This is a genomic window from Enterococcus sp. AZ120, from assembly GCF_050546165.1.
GTDB classification, from domain to species: Bacteria; Bacillota; Bacilli; order Lactobacillales; family Enterococcaceae; genus Enterococcus; species Enterococcus faecalis.
Map to the genome: position 1 here is coordinate 69,246 of NZ_CP172950.1, position 23,563 is coordinate 92,808.

Here is a 23,563-nt window from a genome sequence, read left to right on the forward strand (position 1 = left end):
ATTTTAACGGAATTTACTGTTTTTTATTTAACGGATATATTATGATAGGAAAAGAAGAGCAACGTGATGGGGGAAGGCTCTTTTTGTTGTTTGTTACTTTGACAATTGTTTGTTGCAAATGGGTTGAAACACAAGGAGGAAATTTGTGAAAAAGTTGAGCTTTAAAAAAGTGAAGTGGGGCATGCATTTTTTAATGGCTGTTGCGTTGATAGCGCCAAGCGTTACTAGTACGGCATATGCAGTAGAAACAACGAGTCAACAAAGTTCAGAAGCAGTAACAAGTACCACCGATTCAAGTAGAAAACAAGAACCAGTCATTACACAGGAAACAACAGACATCAAACAAGAAGCACCAAATCAGGCTACGAGTGACAGTGTCAAGCAGTCACAAGAAACCACAGCACCAACAGAGACGACGAATTTAGAAACGTCAACCGCTGAAAAAGAAGAAACGAGCACGCCGCAAAAAATAACAATTTTAGGTACGTCAGATGTTCATGGTCAATTATGGAATTGGTCTTATGAAGATGATAAAGAACTACCAGTTGGTTTGTCCCAAGTAAGTACAGTCGTCAACCAAGTCCGGGCGCAAAACCCAGCAGGCACCGTTTTAATTGATAATGGCGACAATATTCAAGGCACTATTTTAACAGATGACTTGTATAATAAAGCGCCTTTAGTGAATGAAAAGACCCATCCAATGATTACCGCCATGAATGTGATGAAGTATGATGCAATGGTTTTGGGAAATCATGAGTTTAATTTTGGTTTACCGTTAATCCAAAAAATTCAACAAGAAGCCACTTTTCCAATCTTGTCTGCGAATACCTACAATAAGGAAGATGGTCGTCGTTTTGTTAAAGGGACTACCACGAAGGAACTTGATTTTAATCAAGATGGGCAGCCAGATTTAAAAGTTGGGATTATCGGCTTAACAATTCCGCACATTCCTTTGTGGGATGGCCCTCGTGTTACTTCGCTTAATTTTTTACCTTTGAAAGAAGAAGCAGAAAAAGCAGTTACTGAGTTGAAAACTAACGATCAGGCTGACATTATTGTTGCTTCGATTCATGCGGGACAACAAAATAGTGATCCGGCTGCCAGTGCCGACCAAGTAATTGAAAATGTCGCGGGGATTGATGCGTATATTCTGGGTCATGACCACCTTTCTTTTACCAAGCAAGGAGCAGCGCCGAATGGAAAAACTGTACCGGTAGGGGGACCTAAAGATACAGGGACAGAAGTTGTTAAGATTGATCTTTCAGTTGCTAAAAATGCCGATAAGTGGGAAGTGCAAGAAGGTACAGCAACGATTGTACCAACAACGAATGTTCCAGCAGATGAAGCAGTTAAGGCAGCGACAAAAGAATACCATGAAAAAACGCGAGCGTTTATTCAGGAGGAGATCGGCACAGCAACAGCTGATTTTTTACCAAAACAAGAAATTAAAGGAATTCCCGAAGCGCAATTACAACCAACAGCGATGATTTCTTTAATTAATAACGTTCAAAAAGAAGTGACAGGTGCACAATTAAGTGCGGCAGCGCTGTTTAAATACGACAGTAAATTACCTGCGGGGAAGATTTCCTATGCCACGATTTTTGATATCTACAAATACCCGAATACCTTAGTGAGTGTTCCCATTAACGGTGAAAACTTACTGAAGTATTTAGAAAAACAAGGGGCGTACTATAACCAAACACAGCCAGATGATTTGACCATTAGTTTTAATCCAAACATTCGTGTATATAACTATGACATGATTTCTGGAGTGGACTACAAGATTGACATTTCAAAACCAGTGGGTGAACGAATTGTAGATGCGAAAATTGACGGCCAACCGTTGGATCCTGCCAAAGAATATACGCTTGCTATGAATAATTATCGTTACGGCGGTTTAGCTAGCCAAGGGATTCAAGTAGGGGAACCTATTAAAAATTCTGATCCAGAAACCTTACGAGGAATGATTGTTGATTATATTAAGAAAAAAGGAACGCTTGATCCAGAACAAGAAATCGAACGAAATTGGTCAATTATTGGGACAAATTTTGATGAAAAATGGCGTGCCAAAGCAATCGAATTAGTGAATGACGGCACTCTTCAAATTCCGACTTCTCCTGATGGACGTACACCAAACGCCGCCGCTATTACGAAACAAGATGTCCGTAATGCGGGCTTTGATTTAGATAATGCATATACCATTATGCACACAAATGACGTTCATGGCCGACTAGAAGCAGGGAAAGGCGAATTAGGTATGGCGCGTCTAAAAACCTTTAAAGACCAAGAAAACCCAACCTTGATGGTGGATGCAGGGGATGTTTTCCAAGGATTACCAATCTCCAATTTCTCCAAAGGCGCGGATATGGCCAAAGCAATGAATGAAGTTGGTTATGATGCCATGGCGGTGGGAAATCACGAGTTTGATTTTGGTTTAGAGATTGCACTAGGTTATAAAGACCAACTGAATTTTCCGATTTTATCTAGTAATACGTATTACAAAGATGGCAGTGGACGGGTTTTTGATCCGTATACAATCGTAGAAAAAGCCGGGAAAAAGTTTGCCATTGTAGGTGTGACGACCCCAGAAACAGCAACGAAAACACACCCGAAAAACGTGGAGAAGGTGACATTTAAAGACCCGATTCCAGAAGTAGAAGCAGTGATTAATGAAATTAAAGAGAAGTACGCGGATATTCAAGCTTTCGTGGTTACTGGGCATTTAGGCGTAGATGAAACGACGCCGCATATCTGGCGTGGTGATACGCTAGCAGAAACCCTTAGTCAAACATATCCTGAGTTAGATATTAATGTGATTGATGGACATTCGCATACAGCCGTCGAAAGTGGCAAACGTTATGGCAAAGTGATCTATGCTCAAACAGGTAATTATTTAAATAATGTTGGAATTGTCACAGCACCAGAGAATGAACCAACTAAGAAAACAGCAAAATTGATTCCAGCAGAAGAGTTGCTAGGATTGCCAGAAAACCCGGCAGTTAAAGCCATCGTTGATGAAGCACGAACGAATTTTAACGCTGAAAATGAAAAAGTAATTGTCGATTATATTCCATTCACATTGGATGGACAACGGGAAAATGTGCGCACACGAGAGACCAACTTAGGGAATTTGATTGGTGATGCGATTATGTCATATGGCCAAGACGCGTTTAGTCAACCTGCTGATTTTGCAGTAACTAATGGTGGCGGCATTCGCGCTGATATTAAGCAAGGACCGATTAAAGTTGGGGATGTCATTGCTGTGTTACCTTTTGGCAATAGCATTGCGCAAATTCAAGTAACCGGTGCTCAAGTTAAAGAAATGTTTGAAATGTCTGTTCGTTCGATTCCACAAAAAGATGAGAATGGCACAATTTTACTAGATGATGCTGGCCAACCAAAACTTGGCGCAAATGGTGGTTTCCTACATGTTTCAAGCTCCATTCGTATCCACTATGATTCCACAAAACCAGGTACTCGCTTGGCTAGTGACGAAGGCAATGAAACAGGACAAACGATTGTCGGTAGTCGCGTATTAGGAATAGAAATTAAAAATCGGCAAACACAAAAGTTTGAACCATTGGATGAGAAGAAACAATACCGGATGGCTACCAATGATTTCTTAGCTGCTGGTGGTGATGGTTACGATATGCTAGGTGGTGAACGAGAAGAAGGGATTTCACTAGATGCTGTCTTGATTGAATACTTGAAAAGTGCAACCAGCTTGCGGTTGTATCGTGCAGCAACGACGATTGATTTAGCACAATATAAAGAACCATTCCCAGGCGAACGAATTGTTTCTATTTCGGAAGAAGCTTACAAAGAGTTAATCGGTGGAGGAGAGACGCCAAAACCAGATCCAAAACCAGATCCAAAACCAGATCCAAAACCAGACCCGAAACCAGACCCGAAACCAACACCAGAAACACCAGTAGCAACCAATAAACAAAACCAAGCGGGAGCAAGACAGAGCAATCCATCCGTAACAGAGAAGAAAAAGTATGGCGGCTTTTTACCTAAAACAGGTACAGAAACAGAAACGCTTGCGTTATATGGTTTACTGTTCGTTGGACTTTCTTCTTCTGGCTGGTATATTTATAAACGACGTAACAAAGCTAGTTAGTCATTTTTTAAGAACCGTCCTTCGGGATTGGTTCTTTTTTTATTTTAATGCTTGCCATTTGTTTTTAATTTTAGCATTATAAGAATATTCTAAAAATTAAAAAATGAAGAGTTTTTTCTGTGAAGGGAGAAAGGCATGAAAAGTAAACGTATAAAAGGACTTATCGGGTTAAGTTTAACAACGCTGTTAGTTTTAGCTGCTTGTGGTGGTGATGGGGGAGCTGGCGCCGAAAAAGCAAAGGGCGGATCAGAGAAAACTGCCGCTAAACAAGAATTTAAAGTAGTAGTTCAACAAGAAATGCCTTCTGCAGATTTATCTTTAGGAACAGATACAATTAGTTTTACGGCACTGAATAATGCGTATGAAGGAATTTATCGTTTAGATGATAAAAGCAAGCCGCAACCAGCAGGGGCTAAAGAAAAAGTGCAAGTCAGTGATGATGGTCTGACGTACACAGTGAAACTAAGAGAAGAAGCAAAATGGTCCAATGGTGATCCTGTCACAGCTGCCGATTATGTTTTTAGTTGGCAACGTACAGCAGATCCTCAGACTGGCGCTGAGTATGCTTATTTTCTAGAAATGATTGAAAACGGCGCAGATATTGTAGCTGGTAAGAAACCAGTTTCTGAATTAGGCATTAAAGCAAACGGGGATTATGAGCTAGAAATTAAACTGGCAAAACCAACACCATATTTTGATTATTTACTGGCCTTTCCACTATTTTTCCCGCAACATCAAGCAACCGTAGAGAAATATGGCAAAGATTACGCTGCTTCCAGTGAAAAAGCAGTCTATAATGGTCCGTTTGTCTTAGCTAACTTTGAAGGGGCTGGCTCAGATACCAATTGGACTTTGGAAAAAAATGAAAACTATTGGGATAAAGACAATGTCAAATTAGATAAAATCAATTTTGATGTCGTCAAGGAGGCACCAACTGCCTTGAACTTATTCCAAGATGGTCAAGCAGACGATGTTATTTTAAGTGGCGAATTGGCCCAGCAAATGGCGAAGGATCCAGAATTGGTTATCGAAAAAGAAGCACGAACCAGCTATTTGGAATTTAATCAGCGAGATAAAAATTCACCCTATAATAATGTGAATTTACGCAAAGCAATTTCAGCAGCGATTGATCGCAACGCATTAGTAGATAAAATTTTAGGCGACGGCTCAGTAGTCGCTACCGGCTTAATTCCAGAAGGGATGTCGTATTCGCCGACAGATGACACAGATTTTGCTGATGAAAATAAAAAAATTGTTGAATATAGCCCAGAAAAAGCAAAAGAATATTGGGCAAAAGCGAAGAAAGAATTGGGCATAACAACACTCAAAATGGATATTGTTGCCGATGATGTCGATTCTACGAAAAAGTTAGCGGAATATATTCAAGGTACGTTAAAGGATACTTTAGAGGGCATTGATGTAACAGTGAGCCCAGTGCCGTTTTCAGTTCGAATTGATCGAGGTAGTCGCGGCGATTTTGAGACAATCTTAGGTGGTTGGGCTGCGGATTACGCAGATCCAAGTAGTTTCTTAGACCTTTTTGTTACTGGTAATAACTATAATCGCGGGCGTTTTTCAAGTAAAGCCTACGATGAGTTGATCGAGGCTTCAGCTACAAGAGATGCTTCAGATCCTGAAAAACGTTGGGAAGACATGGTTAAGGCTGAGAAGTTATTGATTGGTGAAGAGACCGCTTTAGCACCACTTTATCAAAAGGCGACTGCCCATCTACGCAGTAAAGAAGTGAAAGGCGTCGTTGCCCATGGTGCGGGCGCACAATATGATTATAAGTGGACATATGTGACAGAAGAGTAGTTAAAAAGAGACACAGAATAGTCAAATCGACTGTTCTGTGTCTCTTTTAATCAAAATATTTCTGCTGTTCTTCTTTTAATTTTTCTGGGGTCACATCTTCACCAGTAGGATCATAAATAGTGACGCCCATTAATGTTTTATTGAATTGTTCACGAATGGTCCGCAAATATTCTTGTCGCAAATCGACACGAAGAGCTTGTTCTTCAGATGTTAAACCTTGTTCACGCTCTTTTTGTGCAAGCGTATTAATTCTTTTTAAAACCTCTAACATTTCTCATTTCCTTTCTATAATAATTCTTTTGCTAGGCGTTCAAATGATTGAAAGCGCGTTTGTTTGTCATAACCTGGGGTGATTAGCATTGCTTCTGTCAACCCTAGTTCTTCTTGTTGGTGGAAAAACTCCGCAACTTCTTGGCTACTGCCAATGACAAAGCGTTGTTTATTTTGTTCTAAAACCAGTTTGTCCATTTCACTGTAAGGGAAAGCTAGGGCTTCTTCTGGCGATAAAAATTTATTTGGAAGCCCATGTTCGGTGGCAAAGATATAATGCTCGAAACTAGCCGCATGGTATTCTGCTTCTTCTTTCGTGTCGGCGGCAAAAGTGAAATACGCAGCGCTCACTTGCGGCTCTTGTTGTTCAGTTACTGGTCGGAAATGCTTGTAATATGCGGACAATACTTCTTTGGGCAAATGTCCATGAATAAACTGCGCAAAGGAAAAATTAATGCCATATTCACCAGCTGAACGTGCGCTTTCTTTGCTAGCACCTAGTAACCAGGGTTGTGGTAATAGAACTTCCCGCGGAACAGCTGAAATTTTAGAATATAAATGATCTTCAGGAAATTCCTCTCTTAAAAAGAGTAAAATTTCAGGTAATTTATCAAATTGGTCTAGCTGTGGTGGCTGACCATTATTTAACGCTAACGTAGTCAAAGGGCTGCCGCCAGGCGAGCGGCCCATGCCTAAATCGATTCGATCAGGATATAAAGCTGCTAATGTTTTAAACGTTTCTGCGACTTTAAATGGCGCATAATGCATGGTCATGATGCCACCCGCGCCAACACGAATTTTTTCGGTGGCACTAGCAATATGTGCAACTAAAATTTCTGGCGTTGCACTGGCAAAGGCGTCTGAACCGTGATGTTCGGCATACCAAATTCTTGTGTAACCAAGTTTTTCCGCTAATTGAGCGAGCTCTTTGGCTTCTTGTAATGTGTCGCTTGCTGATTGATTTTTAGGAACCGTTAATTGATCTAAGATACTTAATTTCATGTATGTAGTCTCCTTTTTGGTTATTTTTTTGAAGCTACCGCTATTATTACGCAAGCATGTCAAAAAAAACAGTACGCACTTTTTAATTCCCTAGTGAGCGAAAAGTAACAAATAGATGTAGCCAAGGTCGATGATAAAAAATTCTCCGCTATGGCTTTTTGATGCTTTGTGTTAAAATGGAACATATGTACGCAATCAGCAATTGGAAAGGTGACAACATGTACGAATATATTATTGGAAAAGTAACGTTTGTTAGCCCATACTATATTGTCGTTGAAACAAATGGCATTGGCTATCAGATTTCAGTCGATAACCCGTATCGCTATTCAGGAAAAATGGATACGGATATTAAACTATATCTTCACCAAGTCGTGCGGGAAGATGCACAACTTTTATTTGGATTTGGCAGTTTAGAAGAAAAACAATTGTTCTTAAAATTAATCAGTGTCTCTGGAATTGGCCCTAAAAGTGGTTTAGCTATCATGGCTTCTGTGGCTGATCATGGTGGTTTAATCAATGCAATTGAAGGGGAAGATGTTACATATTTAACGAAGTTCCCAGGTGTTGGCAAGAAAACAGCCCAACAAATGATTTTAGATTTAAAAGGAAAACTAGGCGAATTAGAGTCTTCCGAAGCAGCGGTTGCGGCCATGACCGCAACCGAAGTGGTGACAACAAGCAATCAAGCATTGGCAGAAGCGTTAGAAGCATTAAGTGCCCTAGGCTACAGTGACCGAGAGATTAAGCGTATCACTAAGCAATTGGAAGCGTTAGGTGAGACAACGACAGATGTTTATTTGAGCAATGCGTTAAAATTCATGATGAAACGCTAAGGAGGAATAACGATGACAGAAGAAGAACGGTTGCTTTCAGCTGCAAGTCAAGAAGCAGAAGCTTCAATTGAAAAATCGTTACGTCCACAATTTTTAGCACAATATATTGGTCAAGACAAAGTAAAACAAGAACTAACGATTTATATTGAAGCGGCGAAAAATCGGAATGAAGCGTTGGATCATACCCTTCTTTATGGTCCGCCAGGTTTAGGGAAAACGACAATGGCGATGGTCATCGCCAATGAAATGAATGTGAACATTCGTACCACAAGTGGACCAGCCATCGAACGGGCGGGAGATTTAGTCGCTATTTTGAACGAATTAGAGCCTGGTGATGTGTTATTTATCGATGAAATTCATCGTTTGCCGCGAGTGGTGGAAGAAATGCTGTATTCCGCAATGGAAGATTTTTACATTGATATCATGGTTGGTCAAGGAACCACGGCACATCCCGTTCATTTTCCATTACCGCCTTTTACTTTAGTGGGCGCTACCACACGGGCAGGGATGCTTTCAGCGCCATTACGAGATCGTTTTGGGATTATTTCTCACATGGAGTATTATCAAGAGCAGGATTTAAAAGAAATCGTTCTCCGTTCCGCAGATATTTTTCAAACGGAGATTTTTGAGGAAGGTGCCTTTGAAATTGCGCGCCGCTCAAGAGGAACCCCCCGAATTGCTAACCGTTTGTTAAAACGTGTCCGTGATTTTGCCCAAGTCCAATCAGATGGCAAAATCGACCGAGCGATTGCAGACAAAGCGTTAACCTTACTGCAAGTGGACCATCAAGGCTTGGATTATGTCGATCAAAAATTGTTGAAAACAATGATTGATTTATACGGCGGCGGTCCGGTTGGTTTAAGTACCTTGTCTGTAAATATCGGTGAAGAAACCGAAACGGTGGAAGATATGTATGAACCCTATCTTATTCAAAAAGGTTTCATTAAACGAACACCACGAGGACGAATTGCAACGCCATTTGCGTATGCACATTTTGGGTATGATTATTTAGAGGGTCGTAAAAATTAAAAATAAGTCAAAAGAAAGCAAGCCTTAACCGCTTGCTTTCTTTTGTTTCACGTGAAACGTTTGTTCTTATTTAGAAGAGTGGCATATTTCAGCTGTTGTAGTTATACTGTGTTTGTAATCGCTTTTAAATTGGAGGGATCAATGTTGAATAAAGAAATCAAAGGGGCATTAATTGTTTCTTGCCAAGCGTTGGCAGACGAACCGTTGCATAGTTCTTTTATCATGTCCAAGATGGCTTTGGCCGCTAAACAAGGAGGGGCTAAAGGTATTCGAGCAAATTCTGTGGTAGACATTCGAGCAATCCGGAAAGAGGTTGATTTACCAATCATTGGGATTATTAAACGAGATTATCCTGACGCAGAAGTATATATTACCGCAACTATGCGTGAGGTAGATGAATTAATGGCTGTTCAGCCAGAAATTATCGCTCTCGATGCAACCCATTCGAAACGACCAAATGGCGAAACGTTAGCCACATTTTTCAAAAGAATAAAAGAAAAGTATCCTAACCAAGAATGGATGGCGGATTGTTCCACACTGGAAGAGATGATTGAAGCGGCGGAGTTAGGTTTTGATTATATTGGCACAACGTTAGTCGGCTATACGCCGCAAAGTGAAAATCAGCGGATTGAACAAAATGATTTTGAACTGTTAAGAGAAGCAAAGAAGCATTTTACTACACCAATCATTGCAGAAGGAATGATTGATACGCCAGCAAAAGTCCAACGTGTCCTGGAGCTAGGTGCTTATAGCGTGGTGGTGGGATCTGTTATTACACGACCGCAAAAAATTACTGAAAAATTTGTGGAAGCTACGAAAATAAAACAGAATCAAGCATAAACTAAATACACTATCGATACACTCGTTATTTTTTGATCAATACACTTCGATACGGTCGCTTTTTTTCTAGAGAAAGTTGAATCTTTCAATAATGAAAAGGGATACACTCCGCTTGGCATAGTCCTTGCTGATAATAGATCAGTGTATAAAGCGCTATCATTTTATAGGAGGGGTTTTATGAAGGGTTTATCAAAAAAGAAACGGGTGTCTACTTGGTTAGCGTTAGGAATCACCGTAGTCAGCTGTTTTGCGTTAAGCGGGGAAGTGCAAGCAAGTGTTGAAAGAACAAAAGTTGATGAATTTGCAAATGTTTTAGATGTGAGTGCATCACCAACCGAACGGACGAATGGCGTATACGATACCAATTATTTTAATAATTTTTCTGATTTAGGTGCATGGCATGGCTACTATTTACCTGAAAAAAGCAATAAAGAGCTACTGGGTGGTTTTGCGGGGCCATTGATTATTGCGGAAGAATATCCAGTAAACTTGGCGGCAAGTTTAAACAAATTAACGGTCAAAAATAAAAAAACGGGAGAAACCTATGATTTAAGCCAAAGCAATCGCATGGACCTGTCTTATTATCCTGGGCGCCTAGAGCAAACCTATGAATTAGACGATCTAACGATTCATTTAGCTTTAATTTTTGTCAGCAATCGAACGGCGCTTATCCAAACGACACTTGAAAACACTGGTGAAGAGCCCTTGTCACTTGAAGCAAGCTGGACAGGTGCGGTCTTTGACAAAATTCAAGAGGGAACGGAAACCTTAGATATTGGAACTCGTTTAACTGCTAAAGACAATGACATTCAAGTGAATTTTGGTGAAGTCAGAGAAACGTGGAATTATTTTGCTACGAAAGACACAAAATATACGATTCATCATGCGGATAAAGTTTCAACAAAAATTGATAATCGGAATTATACAGCAACCGCTGAACCAATTGAATTGAAGCCTAAACAAACGTACAACACCTATACGACAGAAAGCTATACTTTTACAAAAGAAGAAGAGGCAAAGGAACAACAACAAGCACCCGAATACACCAAAAATGCGGCGCGCTATTTCAAAGAGAATAAGCAAAGATGGCAAGGATATCTAGATAAAACGTTTGATCAAAAGAAAACAGCAGAATTTCCTGAATATCAAAATGCGCTAGTCAAATCGATTGAAACGATTAATACCAATTGGCGAAGTGCGGCAGGTGCCTTTAAGCATGACGGGATTGTTCCGTCCATGTCTTATAAATGGTTTATTGGTATGTGGGCTTGGGATTCGTGGAAAGCGGATGTAGCAACGGCTGATTTTAATCCTGAGTTAGCTAAAAATAATATGCGGGCCTTGTTTGATTATCAAATTCAAAAAGATGATACCGTACGTCCACAAGATGCAGGAGCGATCATTGATGCTGTCTTTTACAATCAAGACAGTGCGCGTGGTGGTGAAGGTGGCAACTGGAATGAACGAAATTCTAAACCACCATTGGCTGCATGGGCAGTTTGGCATATTTATCAAGAAACCAAAGATAAGGAATTTTTAAAAGAAATGTATCCCAAACTTGTGGCTTATCATAATTGGTGGTATACCAACAGAGACCACAATAAAAATGGGATAGCAGAATATGGAAGCATGGTCAGTGATGCTCACTGGCAAAAAGACGACAAGGATCAAATCATTAAAGATAAAAATGGCCAACCTAAAGTGGATGATGATGCTGTTATTGAAGCAGCCGCGTGGGAAAGTGGCATGGATAACGCTACACGGTTTGACAAAGAAGGTGTGGGCAAAGGCGACGTCGGAGTTAAAGTTTTTGAAAATAAAAATAAAGGAAAAGTAGTGGGGTATTCAATTAACCAAGAATCAGTGGATTTGAATGCGTATCTCTACGCTGAAAAGGGCTATTTAGCTTCGATAGCAGAAGAACTAGGCAAAAAAGAGGACTATAAGAACTATCAAAAAGAAGCGAAGAAACTAAAAAAATATATTCAAGAAAATATGTTTGATGAAAAAACGGGCTTCTTCTATGACTTACAAATAAATGAAGACGGCTCGAAAACAAAATTGTTAGTCAATCGTGGCAAAGGAACAGAAGGCTGGTTGCCGCTCTGGGCAAAAGTAGCGACCAAAGAACAGGCGGCGGAAGTTAAGAAAAACATGATGAATCAAGAAATGTTCAATACCTTTATGCCATTCCCAACAGCATCCAAAGACAATGAAAAATTTGCTGCAACGAAATATTGGCGGGGACCAGTTTGGCTTGATCAAGCTTTGTTTGGTGTAGAAGCTCTTCAAAACTATGACTATACAAAAGAAGCGAAAGAAATGACACAAAAACTCTTCTTACATGCCGAAGGATTGATGGGAGAAGGCCCTATTCATGAAAATTATGATCCCCTGACAGGGAAGGGCCTAAGTACGAAAAACTTTAGTTGGTCAGCGGCAGCGTACTATTTACTGTATAAAAACACCTTATTAAGTAATAACCCCACAACGCAAACCGCTTTTGAAATAAAATAGAAAAACAGCTCTTGAGAAAATATCTCTCAAGAGCTATTTTTTTCTTCACTTGCTACAATCTGTTTCCCTCTGATTTAATTAAATGTAATTTATTTGTTTAAATAAATATATTCCATATAATTAAATAAAACATCTAAAAATAAACGATATGTACTTTAAATAAACGATATGTACTTTTATTAAAAATGTTATTTAATAAAAATGAAATAGATATTCAATGGAATTGATTGTACAATGGTTAATGAAGAGTGGGTTTAACGGAACCGAGTAATAAGAAATAAACTAATATTGAAACCAAACATTGCGACACCTCCTGCTCTAAGTTATGTTGAATTTCATTATAAGACAGATATCTTAGTTTCTTCAAGAACGAATTAGAAAAGTTTTTTTTAATTTGTTGACGTCTAACAATTATAATGTGCGAAAAAATAATTCAAACAAATATATTATTCGATTATTTGATAATATTAAAGTTCATAGAAATGATTTTTTGGGAAATAGTATATTTTAGTTAATAAAAAAATAATACTTAATATTAACTTATTAATAGAAAGGAGCATATTATGGATGTGTTAGAGGCATTAAAGTATTTTAGAAAAAAGAAAAAAATTGCTCAGAAAGATGTTTTACCAAAAAAAGGGAAACAAACCTATCGAAGAATCGAAATTGGTGAAGCCAAGCTAAGTTACGAGGATTTAATGACAGCATTACAGTCACTTGGGATTACCTTTAATGAATTTTTTCATATGGTCTCTGAAACAAGAAGTACGGCTTCATCTAAAATTATGCATCAAATTGAATGTTGTCAAATGGGGTTGAACAATACAAATGAAAAAAAGAACCTGATTCATTACTTTTATCAATTAGAGCGCAATCCCCAAAAAAACGCAGTAGAGATGTCTATTTATACAGATATTAAGCTAACTTTCAGTAATGATTGGGAGGAAATTCCAGAATTTGATGAAACTGATCGAATAGCAATTCTCGCACTTATCTCTAGCAAAAGCTACTATACATATTACGATTATCAAATGGTGACTAATACAGGGGCGTTATTTTCTGAAAACGAAGTCCTTCAAATTCTTGAGCAGATGTTTCCCGTCAAAGATGCTGAATTACGCGACATCCAAACATTAAATGTCGCCTATGGTTTTTACCTAAATATCATTACAGCGCAACTTTATAAGAAAAATTATGCGAAAGCCCGGGAATATTTAGCGCTAATGAGTGTTACCACGATTCCTGCCGAAATCTACTATATTCATTTTAACTTACGTTATTTAAAAAATCTTACGTATTATCTGTACACTGGCAAAATGAGATATTATAAAGAAGTAATCACCGTTATTGATATGATTGAAAGCTTTGGCGATGTACGTTTGGCGGAAGGCATGAAAAAAGAAATGCTTCAGCTGACGGCTGGTCGGACATTTAATTTAGATTATGGACAATTTCCTGTGAATATTGTCACTGAAAAATAAAAAGCACCCCCCGCAAGGTCAAACTTGCGGGGGGGTGCTGATGTTAAACAATAATGTTATCTCTAATCATATCTAAATCTTTAATCAAAATTTTGCGGTTACGTAGTTCAATTGCCCCTAACTCTTTTAGTTGCTGCATCATCCGGTTAACGCTACTAGCAGAAGTTATCCCACAAAAATGCGCAATTTCTTCATTGGTCACCACGAAATCAATTAAAATACCTTCCTCTGTTTCTACGCCAAATGAATCGTACATTTCATAGATTTGTGTACAAACGGCCCCAAATTTGCCATTCATCAACATTTGCTGCATCTTTTTCATGGAATGCATTAAACGGTCCCGATAGTATTCTTTGACATACATTTGCAAGTCTTTACTATTATTGATATCCCGCCAAAATTGAACACGGTCGATTTGGTAAAGTTCTGCTTGTGGAGATTCGATGCGAATATTAAAAGGTGCATCAATAAATTCTGAATATTCATCACGTAGCAATGAAACAATTTCCAAATTGTTGATATAACGTAAATTAAATTCACGACCGTCTTTGGAAATAACGCTAGTTTTGATGATGCCACTTTTTAAAATATAGGCATAACGATCTTGCAGTCCTTCATAAGTTAAATAATTTTTCTTCTTTTTTACAACGACTCGAAAGGAATGTTCATCTAAGTAGTCTTGTAAAACATTTCTCATTGGCGGTAACTCCTCAATTATCTCTAAATATTTTTGTTTTTGCCTGTTGGGCTTCTTTCTTATTTAAGCGAATTGGACATCATATGTCAATAACAAATGTTGATAAAAAAGGTCAATTAAACGCTATTTTGAAAAATAAAATCAGCTTTTAGATAATTTTGCCAAAAATTTCGCTTAATGAGTATTAAAAATATTTTTTTTATTTTATGTGCTCAAATATTTTTCAAAAAGAAAAAATTGTATTAAGGTAATAGTAGAAAGGGAGGAGATTTAATGACAGAACCAAACTTAAAAGACCCAAGAAAGTTATTTTATAGTGATGGATTTCCGCAACAAGATCAAGAAACTCCCGCATTACAGGACAAAATGGTCCCTAAACCAGATTGTGGGGAAGACAGCTATGTCGGAAATCACAAATTAGAAAATCGTCGGGTATTAATTACAGGCGGTGATTCTGGGATTGGACGAGCGGCGGCGATTGCTTTTGCTCGCGAAGGCGCAGATATCGCATTACATTTTTTCCCAGGTGAAGAAAAAGACGCCGAAGAAGTGGCGCACTATATACGAGAAGCTGGCCGAAAAGTCGTTCTTTTGCCAGCAGATTTAAGAGATAAACAGGCACCTGAAAAATTGGTTGCACAAGCTCATGAAGCATTAGGCGGCTTGGATACCCTTGTTTTAAATGCAGCCCAACAAATTTCCTGTGCTGCTATTGAAGAATTGCCAATGGAACAAGTGATAGACACTTTCCATGTCAATATTATTGCGATGTTTGGCATTGTCAAAGCAGCAGTGCCTCACTTGCCTGCCGGAAGTAGCATTGTGACAACGACTTCCGTCCAAGCCTTTAATCCAAGTGAGCATTTGTTGGATTATGCAGCAACGAAGGCATCAATTGCCAACTTTACCGTTGGTTTAGCAAAACAACTGGCACCAAAAGGTATTCGGGTAAATGGCGTGGCTCCAGGACCAATCTGGACACCGTTACAGTTAGATCATGGACAACCAATTGAAGAGTTGCCAGAATTTGGGCAACATTCTTTACTGGAACGTGCGGGTCAGCCTGCTGAATTAGCCTCTGTTTATGTTTTCTTGGCGTCCAATGATGCAAGTTATGTTACGGCTCAAGTTTATGGCGTAACTGGTGGAGAAGCAATTAATCTTTAGGAGGGATGTTCCGTGAATAAAGTTGTTAAAATACTTTTGCTTCTAGGTTCACTGATTTTAATGGCATTATTTGGCGCGGTGGCCATCACCACTTGGTCAGCCGATACAGCTTGGCAACCACCAGATAATGTCCAATGGTTCTTGCAAGACAACGAGTACGCACGTCAAGCAATCTTTTGGGTAGCGCTGGTTTTACTAGGAATTATGCTCTTTCTATTTTTATTCATTCTTTTATTCCCAAGAAGAAAAGGCACGTTTGAATTAAAAGAAGAGCAAGGAAAGTTAGTGTTACACCGTAAAGCCATCGAAGGATTTGTACGCTCTAGCTTGCAAGACAGTGACTTTCTGGAAGCACCAACCATTCGTGTAAAGGCGACAAAACGACGCATTAAGGTCAATGTTAAAGGCACACTGAAACGAACGGCAGATTTAATTGGACAAACAGAAGCTTGGTCAAAAACAATGGAAGAACGGCTTGCTCGTTTGGTGGGAACTGGTCACAAGATTACGATTGATGTTCATTTTGAAGATATTCAATCAATGAAACGACCACAACAACAGCAAACACAAGCACGTGTGGAGTAGGAGGGATGTACAATGGTTGAATGGATAAAACAATATGCCGTTCCGTTAATTGGTGGCCTAGTCGGCTTGGTTTTTGCAATCTTGTTTCTGTCAATCGGCTTCTTTAAAACATTGTTAGTAGTACTCCTGACAGGACTAGGTATTTGGCTAGGTTTGTATTTGGAACAGACAGGCATTGTCAAAAATTATTTTCATCATAAATAGGAGGTTTTGGCTATGGAAAATGCAAATGTATCGATTGTTAAAGGTGAGTTGACGTTTGAGGATAAAGTAATCCAAAAAATTATTGGCATTGCTTTGGAAGAAGTCGACGGTTTGTTAACTGTGGACGGTGGTTTTTTCTCGAATTTACGAGATAAAATGATTAATAGTGAAGATGTTACAACAGGCATTCACACCGAGGTCGGCAAAAAACAAGTCGCAGTGGATATGGACATTGTAGCCGAATACGGGAAAGATATCGAGACCATTTATGATCAAATGAAAGAGGTTATTACTCGCGAAGTCCAACAAATGACTCACTTGGAAGTAATCGAAGTCAATGTCAATGTAGTAGATATCAAAACACAAGCAGAGTACCAAGAAGAAAGTGAAACGGTCCAAGATAAACTTGGCAACGCCGCTGAAGCGACAGGTAGTTTTATGTCAAAACAAACCAACAAAGCCAAACATGCGGTAACTAAAGGCAAGACAAAAGTCAAAGAAAACACGGCACCTCGTGTTCAATAATGGGTTATTATTTTATTAAAAATAAAGCAATAATAGAAGAAACTAGGAGGAATGAACCATGAGTAACGAAAAATTCAATAATGTACCAAAACCAGCAGGAAACGGACCACACACACCAGAAGATCATGCAATCAAAGGTGAATTAACATTTGAAGATAAAGTCGTTCAAAAAATTATCGGTTTAGCCTTAGAAAATGTCGATGGTCTATTAACAGTCGATGGCGGCTTTTTCTCAAATATTGCTGAAAAATTAGTAAACACAGATAACGTCACAGCGGGTATTGATACCGAAGTTGGTAAAAAACAAGTCGCTGTTGATATGGATATCGTAGTAGAATACGGCAAAGATATTCAAGACATTTACGAAAAAATGAAAGAATTAATCAGCCGTGAAGTGAAAAAAATGACCCACTTAGATGTGATTGAAGTGAATGTTAACGTAGTTGATATCAAATCAAAAGAAGAATACGAAGAAGATAGCGAAACGGTTCAAGATAAAGTCACAGGCGCTGCCAAAAGTACCGGTGAATTTGCTTCTGAACAAACAGAAAAAGCAAAAAAAGCTGTGAATAAAGGAACAGAACAAGTCAAAGAAAATATGGAACCACGTGTAGAATAAACAGTTAAAAGGAGGAAACAATCATGGGCTTTATTTGGGCATTAATTGTCGGCGGGGTCATTGGGGCAATCGCTGGAGCAATTACTAAAAAAGGATCATCGATGGGCATTATTGCCAATATCATTGCAGGGTTAGTTGGTTCAACAATTGGTCAAGCCATTTTAGGCACATGGGGACCAAGCTTAGCTGGGATGGCTATTGTGCCATCGATTATCGGGGCAGTGATTTTAGTTGCCATCGTTTCATGGATTTTAGGACGAAAATAGAGAAAGTTTAAAAAAATAGGGCATAAGTCGTTTCGGCTTATGTCCTATTTTTCTTTTTCTATGTATGAGGAAGTTTCGTATGAAAAGTAAATTTTGAGCAATTAGCCAAGAGCTTATTTTAATTAAAATCATTAGTCATTTTGGCTTTTCAACAAAAATCAACAACATTTGTTGAAGTTATTTGTAGATAACGTTTATCATTCACAAATTTACATTTTTTTGTAACGGATATCTCGTATAGTAATAACTGCAAATGAATTTCAGAAAATTTTTTGATAAGTCATCAAAGTGAGGGGATAGCGGTCTTTTATTGAAAAATAGCAACACAAAATAAACAGAACAAAAGAGAGAGGAATTCAAAGAATTATGACAGAACAAACACCAACAAAGCTTTTGAATAAAGGCTTTATCAGTATTACAGTGATTAATTTCATTGTCTATCTTGTTTATTATTTATTAATGGTTATTATTGCGGTGATTGCGCAAGATAGCTTACACGCTACTTTAGGTCAAGCTGGTTTGGCCTCAGGAATTTACATCATCGGGACATTGCTTGCACGACTTTTCATGGGGAAACTCCTTGAACTGATTGGGCGTAAACAAGTCTTACGTTATGGGGCTTTGTTTTATCTTTTAACGACTGTTGCGTATATGTATATGCCAAGTATGGGCATTCTTTATCTGGTCCGTTTTTTAAATGGGTTTGGTTACGGAACCGTTTCGACAGCGACCAACGCAATTGTTACCGCCTATATCCCTAAAAACAAAAAAGGGGAAGGGATCAATTATTATGGGTTGAGTACTAGTTTAGCAGCCGGCATTGGACCATTTATTGGGATGTTATTGTTAAATGTTTCCAACTTCCATGTCATTATTAACTTTTCAATTATTTTAATTTTGTTAACAACCATTGCTTGCTTCATTTTCCCAGTGAAAAATATTGAGTTAACACCTGAACATCGTGAAGCCTTATCTAAATGGAATTTTGATAGTTTTGTTGAAAAGAAAGTTTTATTTATTACATTTATCGCCTTTTTAATGGGTCTTGCTTATTCAAGTGTCTTATCTTTCTTATCTTCTTATGTCAAAGTAATCGATTTAGTTGACGTCAGCACCTTCTTCTTTATCGTCTATGCGGTCGTGATTACCTTAACACGTCCATCGACAGGTCGGATTTTCGATGTCAAGGGTGAACGCTACGTCATGTATCCGAGCTACATTTTCTTAACACTAGGCTTATTCTTATTAAGTATGACTACGTCTGGTTGGATGTTATTAGTTTCAGGTGGGTTAATTGGCTTAGGTTATGGTACTTTCATGTCAAATGGCCAAGCGGTTTGTCTTCAAGAAAGCCCAAGTCCTCACCGTATCGGGATTGCTTTATCGACTTATTTCATCGGTTTAGACCTTGGATTAGGGGTTGGTCCGTACGTTTTAGGTGAATTACGTAACTTTATGTCATTCCAACAAATGTACTTCTTAGCAGGCTGTATCCCAATCGTTTGTACTATTTTATATATGGTCTTCCACAAAGCTAAAAATGATGCCAAAGATTTGTCTCTTGAAACGATTGAAGAGATTGAACACGGCTCAGAACTATAAATGGACAAGGAGTGATTTCAATGCCTAACGATGAACGGATTTTAAACGTTTTACAACAAACACTAACGGAAATTCAACGCATGAACACGCGTTTAGCTAAAATTGAAACAGAGTTAGCCGATGTCGATCAACATCACGCGACTTTGGATCATTACTTGCAAGAGCTAGAATTGGTGACAGAAAATAACAACGTCATGTAAAATGAGTAGTTAGTAAATGAATGTTTTACGTTTTGGTATCACTAGAGTGGAACATTGAAAATTTTCGTAAAAAACGCCAAAAGGTAGCAGTTTTTCTGCTACCTTTTGGCGTTTTTTGTAATTTTTATCACTTAAAATGTTTCACGTGAAAACTTTTAAAAGTGGCGTGGACTTTGTTTGGTGACAATTTGTGTATTTAAATTTTCTAAGCTTTGCGCTAGTTCACCAATGCTAGCAGAAAAATCAACATAATAAGTGGGAACCGTTGATTTGACACTAACTTCTGAAAAGATATCTGTAATAATTACATCGAAAGGCTTTTCTGGTGAAGCGACAAAAATTAATTTTTTATCCACGGCTTTACTTAGCTTTTCATAAAGGGTATCTAAAATTAAATTACTTTGATTGGTCCTTACTAAGACACGAATCGGTGGTAAAGATTTCGTTTTCAATGTACAAAAAAGAATAAACAAGCAGTCAACTAACAATTTTTCATTGCCAATCAATGTCGGAAGCATTTCAATTGTAAGGCGCTTCACATCTTTGTAGAGACTTGGATTTTTTTGAAGTGCTTCTTTTAAAAAGCTTTCTTGCACAAATGGATTGGCAATCGTGACAAAGGTCTTAAAAAAGACACTTAAATTTTGGATAGAAGTATATAGATAAAGATACTCGTGAAATGTCAATTTAATTTGATAAAAAGACGTTAGTTGATAAATGATCTCTTTAATGGGTGAGCCTAATAGCTGGACCATATGCATCCGTGCTGCAGGAATTTCCAAGACATCTTGTGTGGCGTAGCTGACACTAATCGTCAATAAGAAAAAGGCAAAAAGGCCTTCTTTTTGTATAAATTTTGTTGGAACTTGGTGTAAGGCTTCTTCTTTAAAAAACAATTCAAATTCACTCAGATTAACAAAGGGATTAACAATCGCTTCTTCCTCCACGAAAGTTTCTTTGATAAAAAAGCCCTCTTTCCAACGCGCTAAAATCACCGCAGAAAAAATCAAGTCTTTTGTAAAATCTTGTGTTGTATTGAAAGAAACAGAGTGTTTTAAACGTCGAAAGAGACTGTGGACTTCTTTTTTAGTAATCGTGTGTAACGGCCAATCCCCTTCAGAGTAATTGTTCCAAAAAAGCATCATAAAGAAAATCCGAATATCTTTTTCTTTGCCCACCAACACATTGGTACGTTTTAAATTGATTTCAATCTGATATTTTTGGAGCCATTGGTTTAATTGTCCAATTTTTCGTGTAAAGGTTGATGAAGAAATCTCTAGGACTTTTTCAAAATGTTTGCTATCAATTGCATTATGGTTAAAGGCATAGGTCAGTACTTGATACGCGAAACTTTTTTTGACAAAGTAGGGCATCAAAAACGACAGTTGGAAATAGGGTGCAAACCAAAATGTGATTTCTTTGGCATTTGCTGATAAAGAAAATAAGTTCTCCCAGCCGTTTTTTTCAATTTCTGTTTGGAGCAAAGCTACAGATTGTAGAATGGTATTTTGTTGCATTTTTAATTGAGTCGCTAAAGTAGAAATCGCCAATGTTTGTTCTTCTGCTTCACGACGTTCGAGTAACTCTTCTAAAAGAGCAAAACTTTTACGATAAGGTACATCAAGTAACCCTGTTAACATCCGATTCCCTCCAAACTGTTTTCCCCACGCAATTTGGCAAAATAAATTTTGCGAACTACTTGTTTTAGGTTATAGTATTCATCTAAATAAGGAACGGGATGCCAATAAAAAGTTTTACTGGCGTGAAAAAGCGGATTATTTTTGTCAGTAATGACTAAGTCAGGCACTTCTTGAATATGATTAACAAATTTCAAAGGAACATCGCAATAATTATTGATTTCCTTCGCTAACCAATTTTCTTGTATCTGATTAATAGATGAATGAAGTAAAATTTTAACAGGAATTTGTTTATTTAATAAAACACTCCGAATAATTAAAAAAATGGTTTCTTTAAATAACGCATCTAGTGGATGTTGTTTGTCAAAAGGCAAACGCTTTAAGAAATAGTTGGTTGTTCGTGAAACATTTGGGTATTGTTTTTCATACAAAGAGACATTAGCAACCTCATAGCTCAATTCCTCTTCCACAGGGAAATGAATCAGTCGTTCACTGGCATTGGATAAATTAACCAACAAAAAGACCACTTCTATTGCGCTTAAATCCAACTGTAATTGCGTACATTTTTCAAAAATCCAAGTAGCGTGTGGACTGTTATCCATTCCCATGATCGCTAAGTTGGCAAAGTTGATGGTTTCCATTTGGACCAGAGAGTACATCGTTAATGTGCTGAAGAAATCATAATAAAAATGAATCTCAGCTTGCCAAGTGTCAGGCTCTTTTTGTTCATCAATAAAACAATCATTCACTAATAGTTGGAATTCTGAATAAGGAAAGGCCAAATTAATAGCAGCAACTTCTGGATAATTGGTGATTGTAAAACCGGATTGATAACGGAGTAAACCTATGGACATAATTAATTTTAATTTGCGTAAATCAGTATATGTAAAGTAAGGGTAACGGTTTTTGATGATTTCAATGAAGTTCTGCAATTGTGCTTGATTAGTCTTAGATAGAAATGGTACTAGAGAAGTTCCTGAAATGAAGAATAAGGAATAAAAGAAACTGCGAAAATCTTTCTCGTTACCACAAATTTTTTCTCGTCTTTTTAAGTTTAAATAACAATTAAATCTAGCTAGATGATTATTTAAACGGTCACTGACTTGTTTAAAAATAGAAAAGTTAATAAAGTGCTCTTCACAAAAATCTTTGGCTGAAGTGTAGCGTTTTAAAAGTAAATCCAGGGCTAACATATAGGTTAGTGACCCGCGGACAACAGCTTCTTTCATTAACTCAATCGGGATATTTTCATCGGCAACTAATTCTATGGACTGTTGATTATTAATGATGCGAATATGTACATTTTCATGTGTATTGACTCGAGAAATTAACAAAGTTAATTGATTCAATAAATTGTTGATATTGTAATGGGAAAATTCATATTTTCGTCGGAGTACTTGCATGGGGACTTTTTCTTTACTGTCATACAAGTATTCAATTAGGGAAAGTAACTGAATTTCCTGTTTGGTTAATAAGTTATACATAATAACCACCTTTCTAATTGGTTATGATTGTTTGATTTTTCAGATAATACAGATAGGGCATTCTTTTTTAAACGACATTTGACGATTGCCAGTGAAAGAACTAGTTGTTCTTATGCTACTGTATCTATTCTTAAAAATCAAGAAGAACTGAATGTGTCAAATGGAAGAAAACACGGACAAAAAACGATAGAGCAAAAAATTATTAAAAAAAACAACCAGTTTATATAAAACATTTAAATAACAAAAATGATAATTTGAGTCTGTTGATTTTTTAGCTTAAATAGCTCATACAAATAGGCTTTTTTGTCTGGTTAGTTCTTATGAAAAAAATTAAAAAAAACGGTATAGTGGAAGGAGGAATAGTAAAAATAAGAAAGGATAAGGGCGTGTTTTCATAAAGATGAAAAGGGTTTCTGGGATTTCATCAACTTTTTCTATTTGGAGGAGAAGTTGTTGATAATTTTTGCTGAAAAATCTCGTTATACTCTTCTTATTCTTATAGAAGAGTCTATAGGAAAAAGCAGAAAATGAATCCGCATTCGAAGTAAGAGTGCGTTTTGAGGAGATAAAAAGAAAAGGTGTGTTGGCTGTCTGTTTTAGCAAGGAAGAAAGACAACAGAAGAGCACTCACTTATTTGGTTTAAAATAAAAAATTGGTACGAAGTGA

At 37.7% G+C, this 23,563-nt stretch carries 20 protein-coding genes; 15 read left to right on the top strand and 5 right to left on the bottom strand.

All coding sequences use genetic code 11. The features are described 5' to 3' along the window. The first annotated feature begins 145 nt into the window (after nt 1-145). Both IGJ46_RS00315 and IGJ46_RS00320 read left to right on the top strand, forming a co-directional pair. Nucleotides 146-4,123 carry a 5'-nucleotidase C-terminal domain-containing protein gene (locus IGJ46_RS00315; protein WP_218391353.1) on the top strand — a complete coding sequence of 1,326 codons (3,978 nt, stop codon included), beginning with the start codon at nt 146-148 and terminating at the stop codon, nt 4,121-4,123. Nucleotides 4,124-4,258: 135 nt separating this feature from the next. Further along, a complete protein-coding gene (locus IGJ46_RS00320) occupies nt 4,259-5,938 on the top strand; it encodes a peptide ABC transporter substrate-binding protein (RefSeq protein WP_002356069.1) in 1,680 nt (559 codons plus the stop codon). A gap of 46 nt (nt 5,939-5,984) precedes the next feature. Here IGJ46_RS00320 and IGJ46_RS00325 read toward each other — a convergent pair whose 3' ends face one another. Together IGJ46_RS00325 and IGJ46_RS00330 are read right to left on the bottom strand one after the other, a co-directional pair. Then, nucleotides 5,985-6,209 (bottom strand): DUF896 domain-containing protein, encoded by a 225-nt coding sequence (locus tag IGJ46_RS00325; protein ID WP_002356070.1) that lies wholly within the window; start codon nt 6,207-6,209, stop codon nt 5,985-5,987. Nucleotides 6,210-6,223: 14 nt separating this feature from the next. Beyond that, nucleotides 6,224-7,210, bottom strand: coding sequence for an LLM class flavin-dependent oxidoreductase (locus IGJ46_RS00330; protein ID WP_002356071.1), 987 nt, complete (start codon nt 7,208-7,210; stop codon nt 6,224-6,226). 218 nt (nt 7,211-7,428) lie between these two features. On the opposite strand from IGJ46_RS00330, the gene ruvA reads away from it, so the two are divergent. The 5 genes from ruvA to IGJ46_RS00355 all read left to right on the top strand — a co-directional run bounded on the left by ruvA (nt 7,429) and on the right by IGJ46_RS00355 (nt 13,910). Further along, nucleotides 7,429-8,043, top strand: coding sequence for a Holliday junction branch migration protein RuvA (gene ruvA / locus IGJ46_RS00335; protein WP_002361491.1), 615 nt, complete (start codon nt 7,429-7,431; stop codon nt 8,041-8,043). Between the two features lie 12 nt (nt 8,044-8,055). After that, on the top strand, nt 8,056-9,072 hold the full coding sequence (ruvB, locus tag IGJ46_RS00340) for a Holliday junction branch migration DNA helicase RuvB (protein ID WP_002381340.1): 1,017 nt from the start codon (nt 8,056-8,058) through the stop codon (nt 9,070-9,072). A gap of 141 nt (nt 9,073-9,213) precedes the next feature. Continuing rightward, nucleotides 9,214-9,912: an N-acetylmannosamine-6-phosphate 2-epimerase gene (locus tag IGJ46_RS00345; RefSeq protein WP_002370615.1), complete on the top strand. Its 699-nt coding sequence runs from the start codon at nt 9,214-9,216 to the stop codon at nt 9,910-9,912. 177 nt (nt 9,913-10,089) lie between these two features. Continuing rightward, complete coding sequence (gene ygjK, locus IGJ46_RS00350; RefSeq protein WP_002407574.1) at nt 10,090-12,429, top strand: alpha-glucosidase; 2,340 nt, start codon at nt 10,090-10,092, stop codon at nt 12,427-12,429. A 563-nt stretch (nt 12,430-12,992) separates the two neighbouring features. After that, on the top strand, nt 12,993-13,910 hold the full coding sequence (locus IGJ46_RS00355; protein WP_218391354.1) for a helix-turn-helix domain-containing protein: 918 nt from the start codon (nt 12,993-12,995) through the stop codon (nt 13,908-13,910). A gap of 43 nt (nt 13,911-13,953) precedes the next feature. On the opposite strand, the gene IGJ46_RS00360 is transcribed toward IGJ46_RS00355, so the two are convergent. Then, on the bottom strand, nt 13,954-14,607 hold the full coding sequence (locus IGJ46_RS00360; protein ID WP_002356081.1) for a Crp/Fnr family transcriptional regulator: 654 nt from the start codon (nt 14,605-14,607) through the stop codon (nt 13,954-13,956). Between the two features lie 273 nt (nt 14,608-14,880). Here IGJ46_RS00360 and IGJ46_RS00365 point away from each other — a divergent pair, with 273 nt between their 5' ends. The 8 genes from IGJ46_RS00365 to IGJ46_RS00400 all read left to right on the top strand — a co-directional run bounded on the left by IGJ46_RS00365 (nt 14,881) and on the right by IGJ46_RS00400 (nt 19,775). Next, a complete protein-coding gene (locus tag IGJ46_RS00365; RefSeq protein ID WP_218391355.1) occupies nt 14,881-15,774 on the top strand; it encodes an SDR family oxidoreductase in 894 nt (297 codons plus the stop codon). Between the two features lie 12 nt (nt 15,775-15,786). Beyond that, on the top strand, nt 15,787-16,359 hold the full coding sequence (gene amaP / locus IGJ46_RS00370; RefSeq protein ID WP_002381343.1) for an alkaline shock response membrane anchor protein AmaP: 573 nt from the start codon (nt 15,787-15,789) through the stop codon (nt 16,357-16,359). 12 nt (nt 16,360-16,371) lie between these two features. Then, nucleotides 16,372-16,563 carry a DUF2273 domain-containing protein gene (locus IGJ46_RS00375; protein WP_002356087.1) on the top strand — a complete coding sequence of 64 codons (192 nt, stop codon included), beginning with the start codon at nt 16,372-16,374 and terminating at the stop codon, nt 16,561-16,563. Between the two features lie 12 nt (nt 16,564-16,575). After that, nucleotides 16,576-17,088, top strand: a complete 513-nt coding sequence (locus tag IGJ46_RS00380; protein ID WP_002383483.1) for an Asp23/Gls24 family envelope stress response protein — start codon at nt 16,576-16,578, stop codon at nt 17,086-17,088. A 58-nt stretch (nt 17,089-17,146) separates the two neighbouring features. After that, the gene (locus tag IGJ46_RS00385) at nt 17,147-17,707 is read left to right on the top strand and encodes an Asp23/Gls24 family envelope stress response protein (RefSeq protein ID WP_002356090.1); all 561 of its coding nucleotides are present in this window, start codon (nt 17,147-17,149) and stop codon (nt 17,705-17,707) included. 23 nt (nt 17,708-17,730) lie between these two features. After that, on the top strand, nt 17,731-17,973 hold the full coding sequence (locus tag IGJ46_RS00390; RefSeq protein WP_002356092.1) for a GlsB/YeaQ/YmgE family stress response membrane protein: 243 nt from the start codon (nt 17,731-17,733) through the stop codon (nt 17,971-17,973). Nucleotides 17,974-18,339: 366 nt separating this feature from the next. Next, the gene (locus IGJ46_RS00395; protein ID WP_002356101.1) at nt 18,340-19,575 is read left to right on the top strand and encodes an MFS transporter; all 1,236 of its coding nucleotides are present in this window, start codon (nt 18,340-18,342) and stop codon (nt 19,573-19,575) included. A 20-nt stretch (nt 19,576-19,595) separates the two neighbouring features. Further along, nucleotides 19,596-19,775, top strand: a complete 180-nt coding sequence (locus tag IGJ46_RS00400) for a hypothetical protein (RefSeq protein ID WP_002381345.1) — start codon at nt 19,596-19,598, stop codon at nt 19,773-19,775. A gap of 155 nt (nt 19,776-19,930) precedes the next feature. Here IGJ46_RS00400 and IGJ46_RS00405 read toward each other — a convergent pair whose 3' ends face one another. Continuing rightward, nucleotides 19,931-21,415 (bottom strand): helix-turn-helix domain-containing protein, encoded by a 1,485-nt coding sequence (locus IGJ46_RS00405; protein WP_002359246.1) that lies wholly within the window; start codon nt 21,413-21,415, stop codon nt 19,931-19,933. Then, a complete protein-coding gene (locus IGJ46_RS00410) occupies nt 21,409-22,896 on the bottom strand; it encodes a helix-turn-helix domain-containing protein (protein WP_002381348.1) in 1,488 nt (495 codons plus the stop codon). Before IGJ46_RS00410 ends, IGJ46_RS00405 begins: the two co-directional genes overlap by 7 nt. Nucleotides 22,897-23,563: the final 667 nt, after the last annotated feature.

Excerpts from the sequence above, each read along its gene's own strand:
- IGJ46_RS00320 (WP_002356069.1), top strand. The coding sequence starts at position 4,259 with ATGAAAAGTAAACGTATAAAAGGACTTATCGGGTTAAGTTTAACAACG.
- IGJ46_RS00325 (WP_002356070.1), bottom strand. The coding sequence starts at position 6,209 with ATGTTAGAGGTTTTAAAAAGAATTAATACGCTTGCACAAAAAGAGCGT.
- IGJ46_RS00330 (WP_002356071.1), bottom strand. The coding sequence starts at position 7,210 with ATGAAATTAAGTATCTTAGATCAATTAACGGTTCCTAAAAATCAATCA.
- ruvA (WP_002361491.1), top strand. The coding sequence starts at position 7,429 with ATGTACGAATATATTATTGGAAAAGTAACGTTTGTTAGCCCATACTAT.
- ruvB (WP_002381340.1), top strand. The coding sequence starts at position 8,056 with ATGACAGAAGAAGAACGGTTGCTTTCAGCTGCAAGTCAAGAAGCAGAA.
- IGJ46_RS00345 (WP_002370615.1), top strand. The coding sequence starts at position 9,214 with ATGTTGAATAAAGAAATCAAAGGGGCATTAATTGTTTCTTGCCAAGCG.
- ygjK (WP_002407574.1), top strand. The coding sequence starts at position 10,090 with ATGAAGGGTTTATCAAAAAAGAAACGGGTGTCTACTTGGTTAGCGTTA.
- IGJ46_RS00355 (WP_218391354.1), top strand. The coding sequence starts at position 12,993 with ATGGATGTGTTAGAGGCATTAAAGTATTTTAGAAAAAAGAAAAAAATT.
- IGJ46_RS00360 (WP_002356081.1), bottom strand. The coding sequence starts at position 14,607 with ATGAGAAATGTTTTACAAGACTACTTAGATGAACATTCCTTTCGAGTC.
- IGJ46_RS00365 (WP_218391355.1), top strand. The coding sequence starts at position 14,881 with ATGACAGAACCAAACTTAAAAGACCCAAGAAAGTTATTTTATAGTGAT.
- IGJ46_RS00375 (WP_002356087.1), top strand. The coding sequence starts at position 16,372 with ATGGTTGAATGGATAAAACAATATGCCGTTCCGTTAATTGGTGGCCTA.
- IGJ46_RS00380 (WP_002383483.1), top strand. The coding sequence starts at position 16,576 with ATGGAAAATGCAAATGTATCGATTGTTAAAGGTGAGTTGACGTTTGAG.
- IGJ46_RS00385 (WP_002356090.1), top strand. The coding sequence starts at position 17,147 with ATGAGTAACGAAAAATTCAATAATGTACCAAAACCAGCAGGAAACGGA.
- IGJ46_RS00390 (WP_002356092.1), top strand. The coding sequence starts at position 17,731 with ATGGGCTTTATTTGGGCATTAATTGTCGGCGGGGTCATTGGGGCAATC.
- IGJ46_RS00395 (WP_002356101.1), top strand. The coding sequence starts at position 18,340 with ATGACAGAACAAACACCAACAAAGCTTTTGAATAAAGGCTTTATCAGT.
- IGJ46_RS00400 (WP_002381345.1), top strand. The coding sequence starts at position 19,596 with ATGCCTAACGATGAACGGATTTTAAACGTTTTACAACAAACACTAACG.
- IGJ46_RS00405 (WP_002359246.1), bottom strand. The coding sequence starts at position 21,415 with ATGTTAACAGGGTTACTTGATGTACCTTATCGTAAAAGTTTTGCTCTT.
- IGJ46_RS00410 (WP_002381348.1), bottom strand. The coding sequence starts at position 22,896 with ATGTATAACTTATTAACCAAACAGGAAATTCAGTTACTTTCCCTAATT.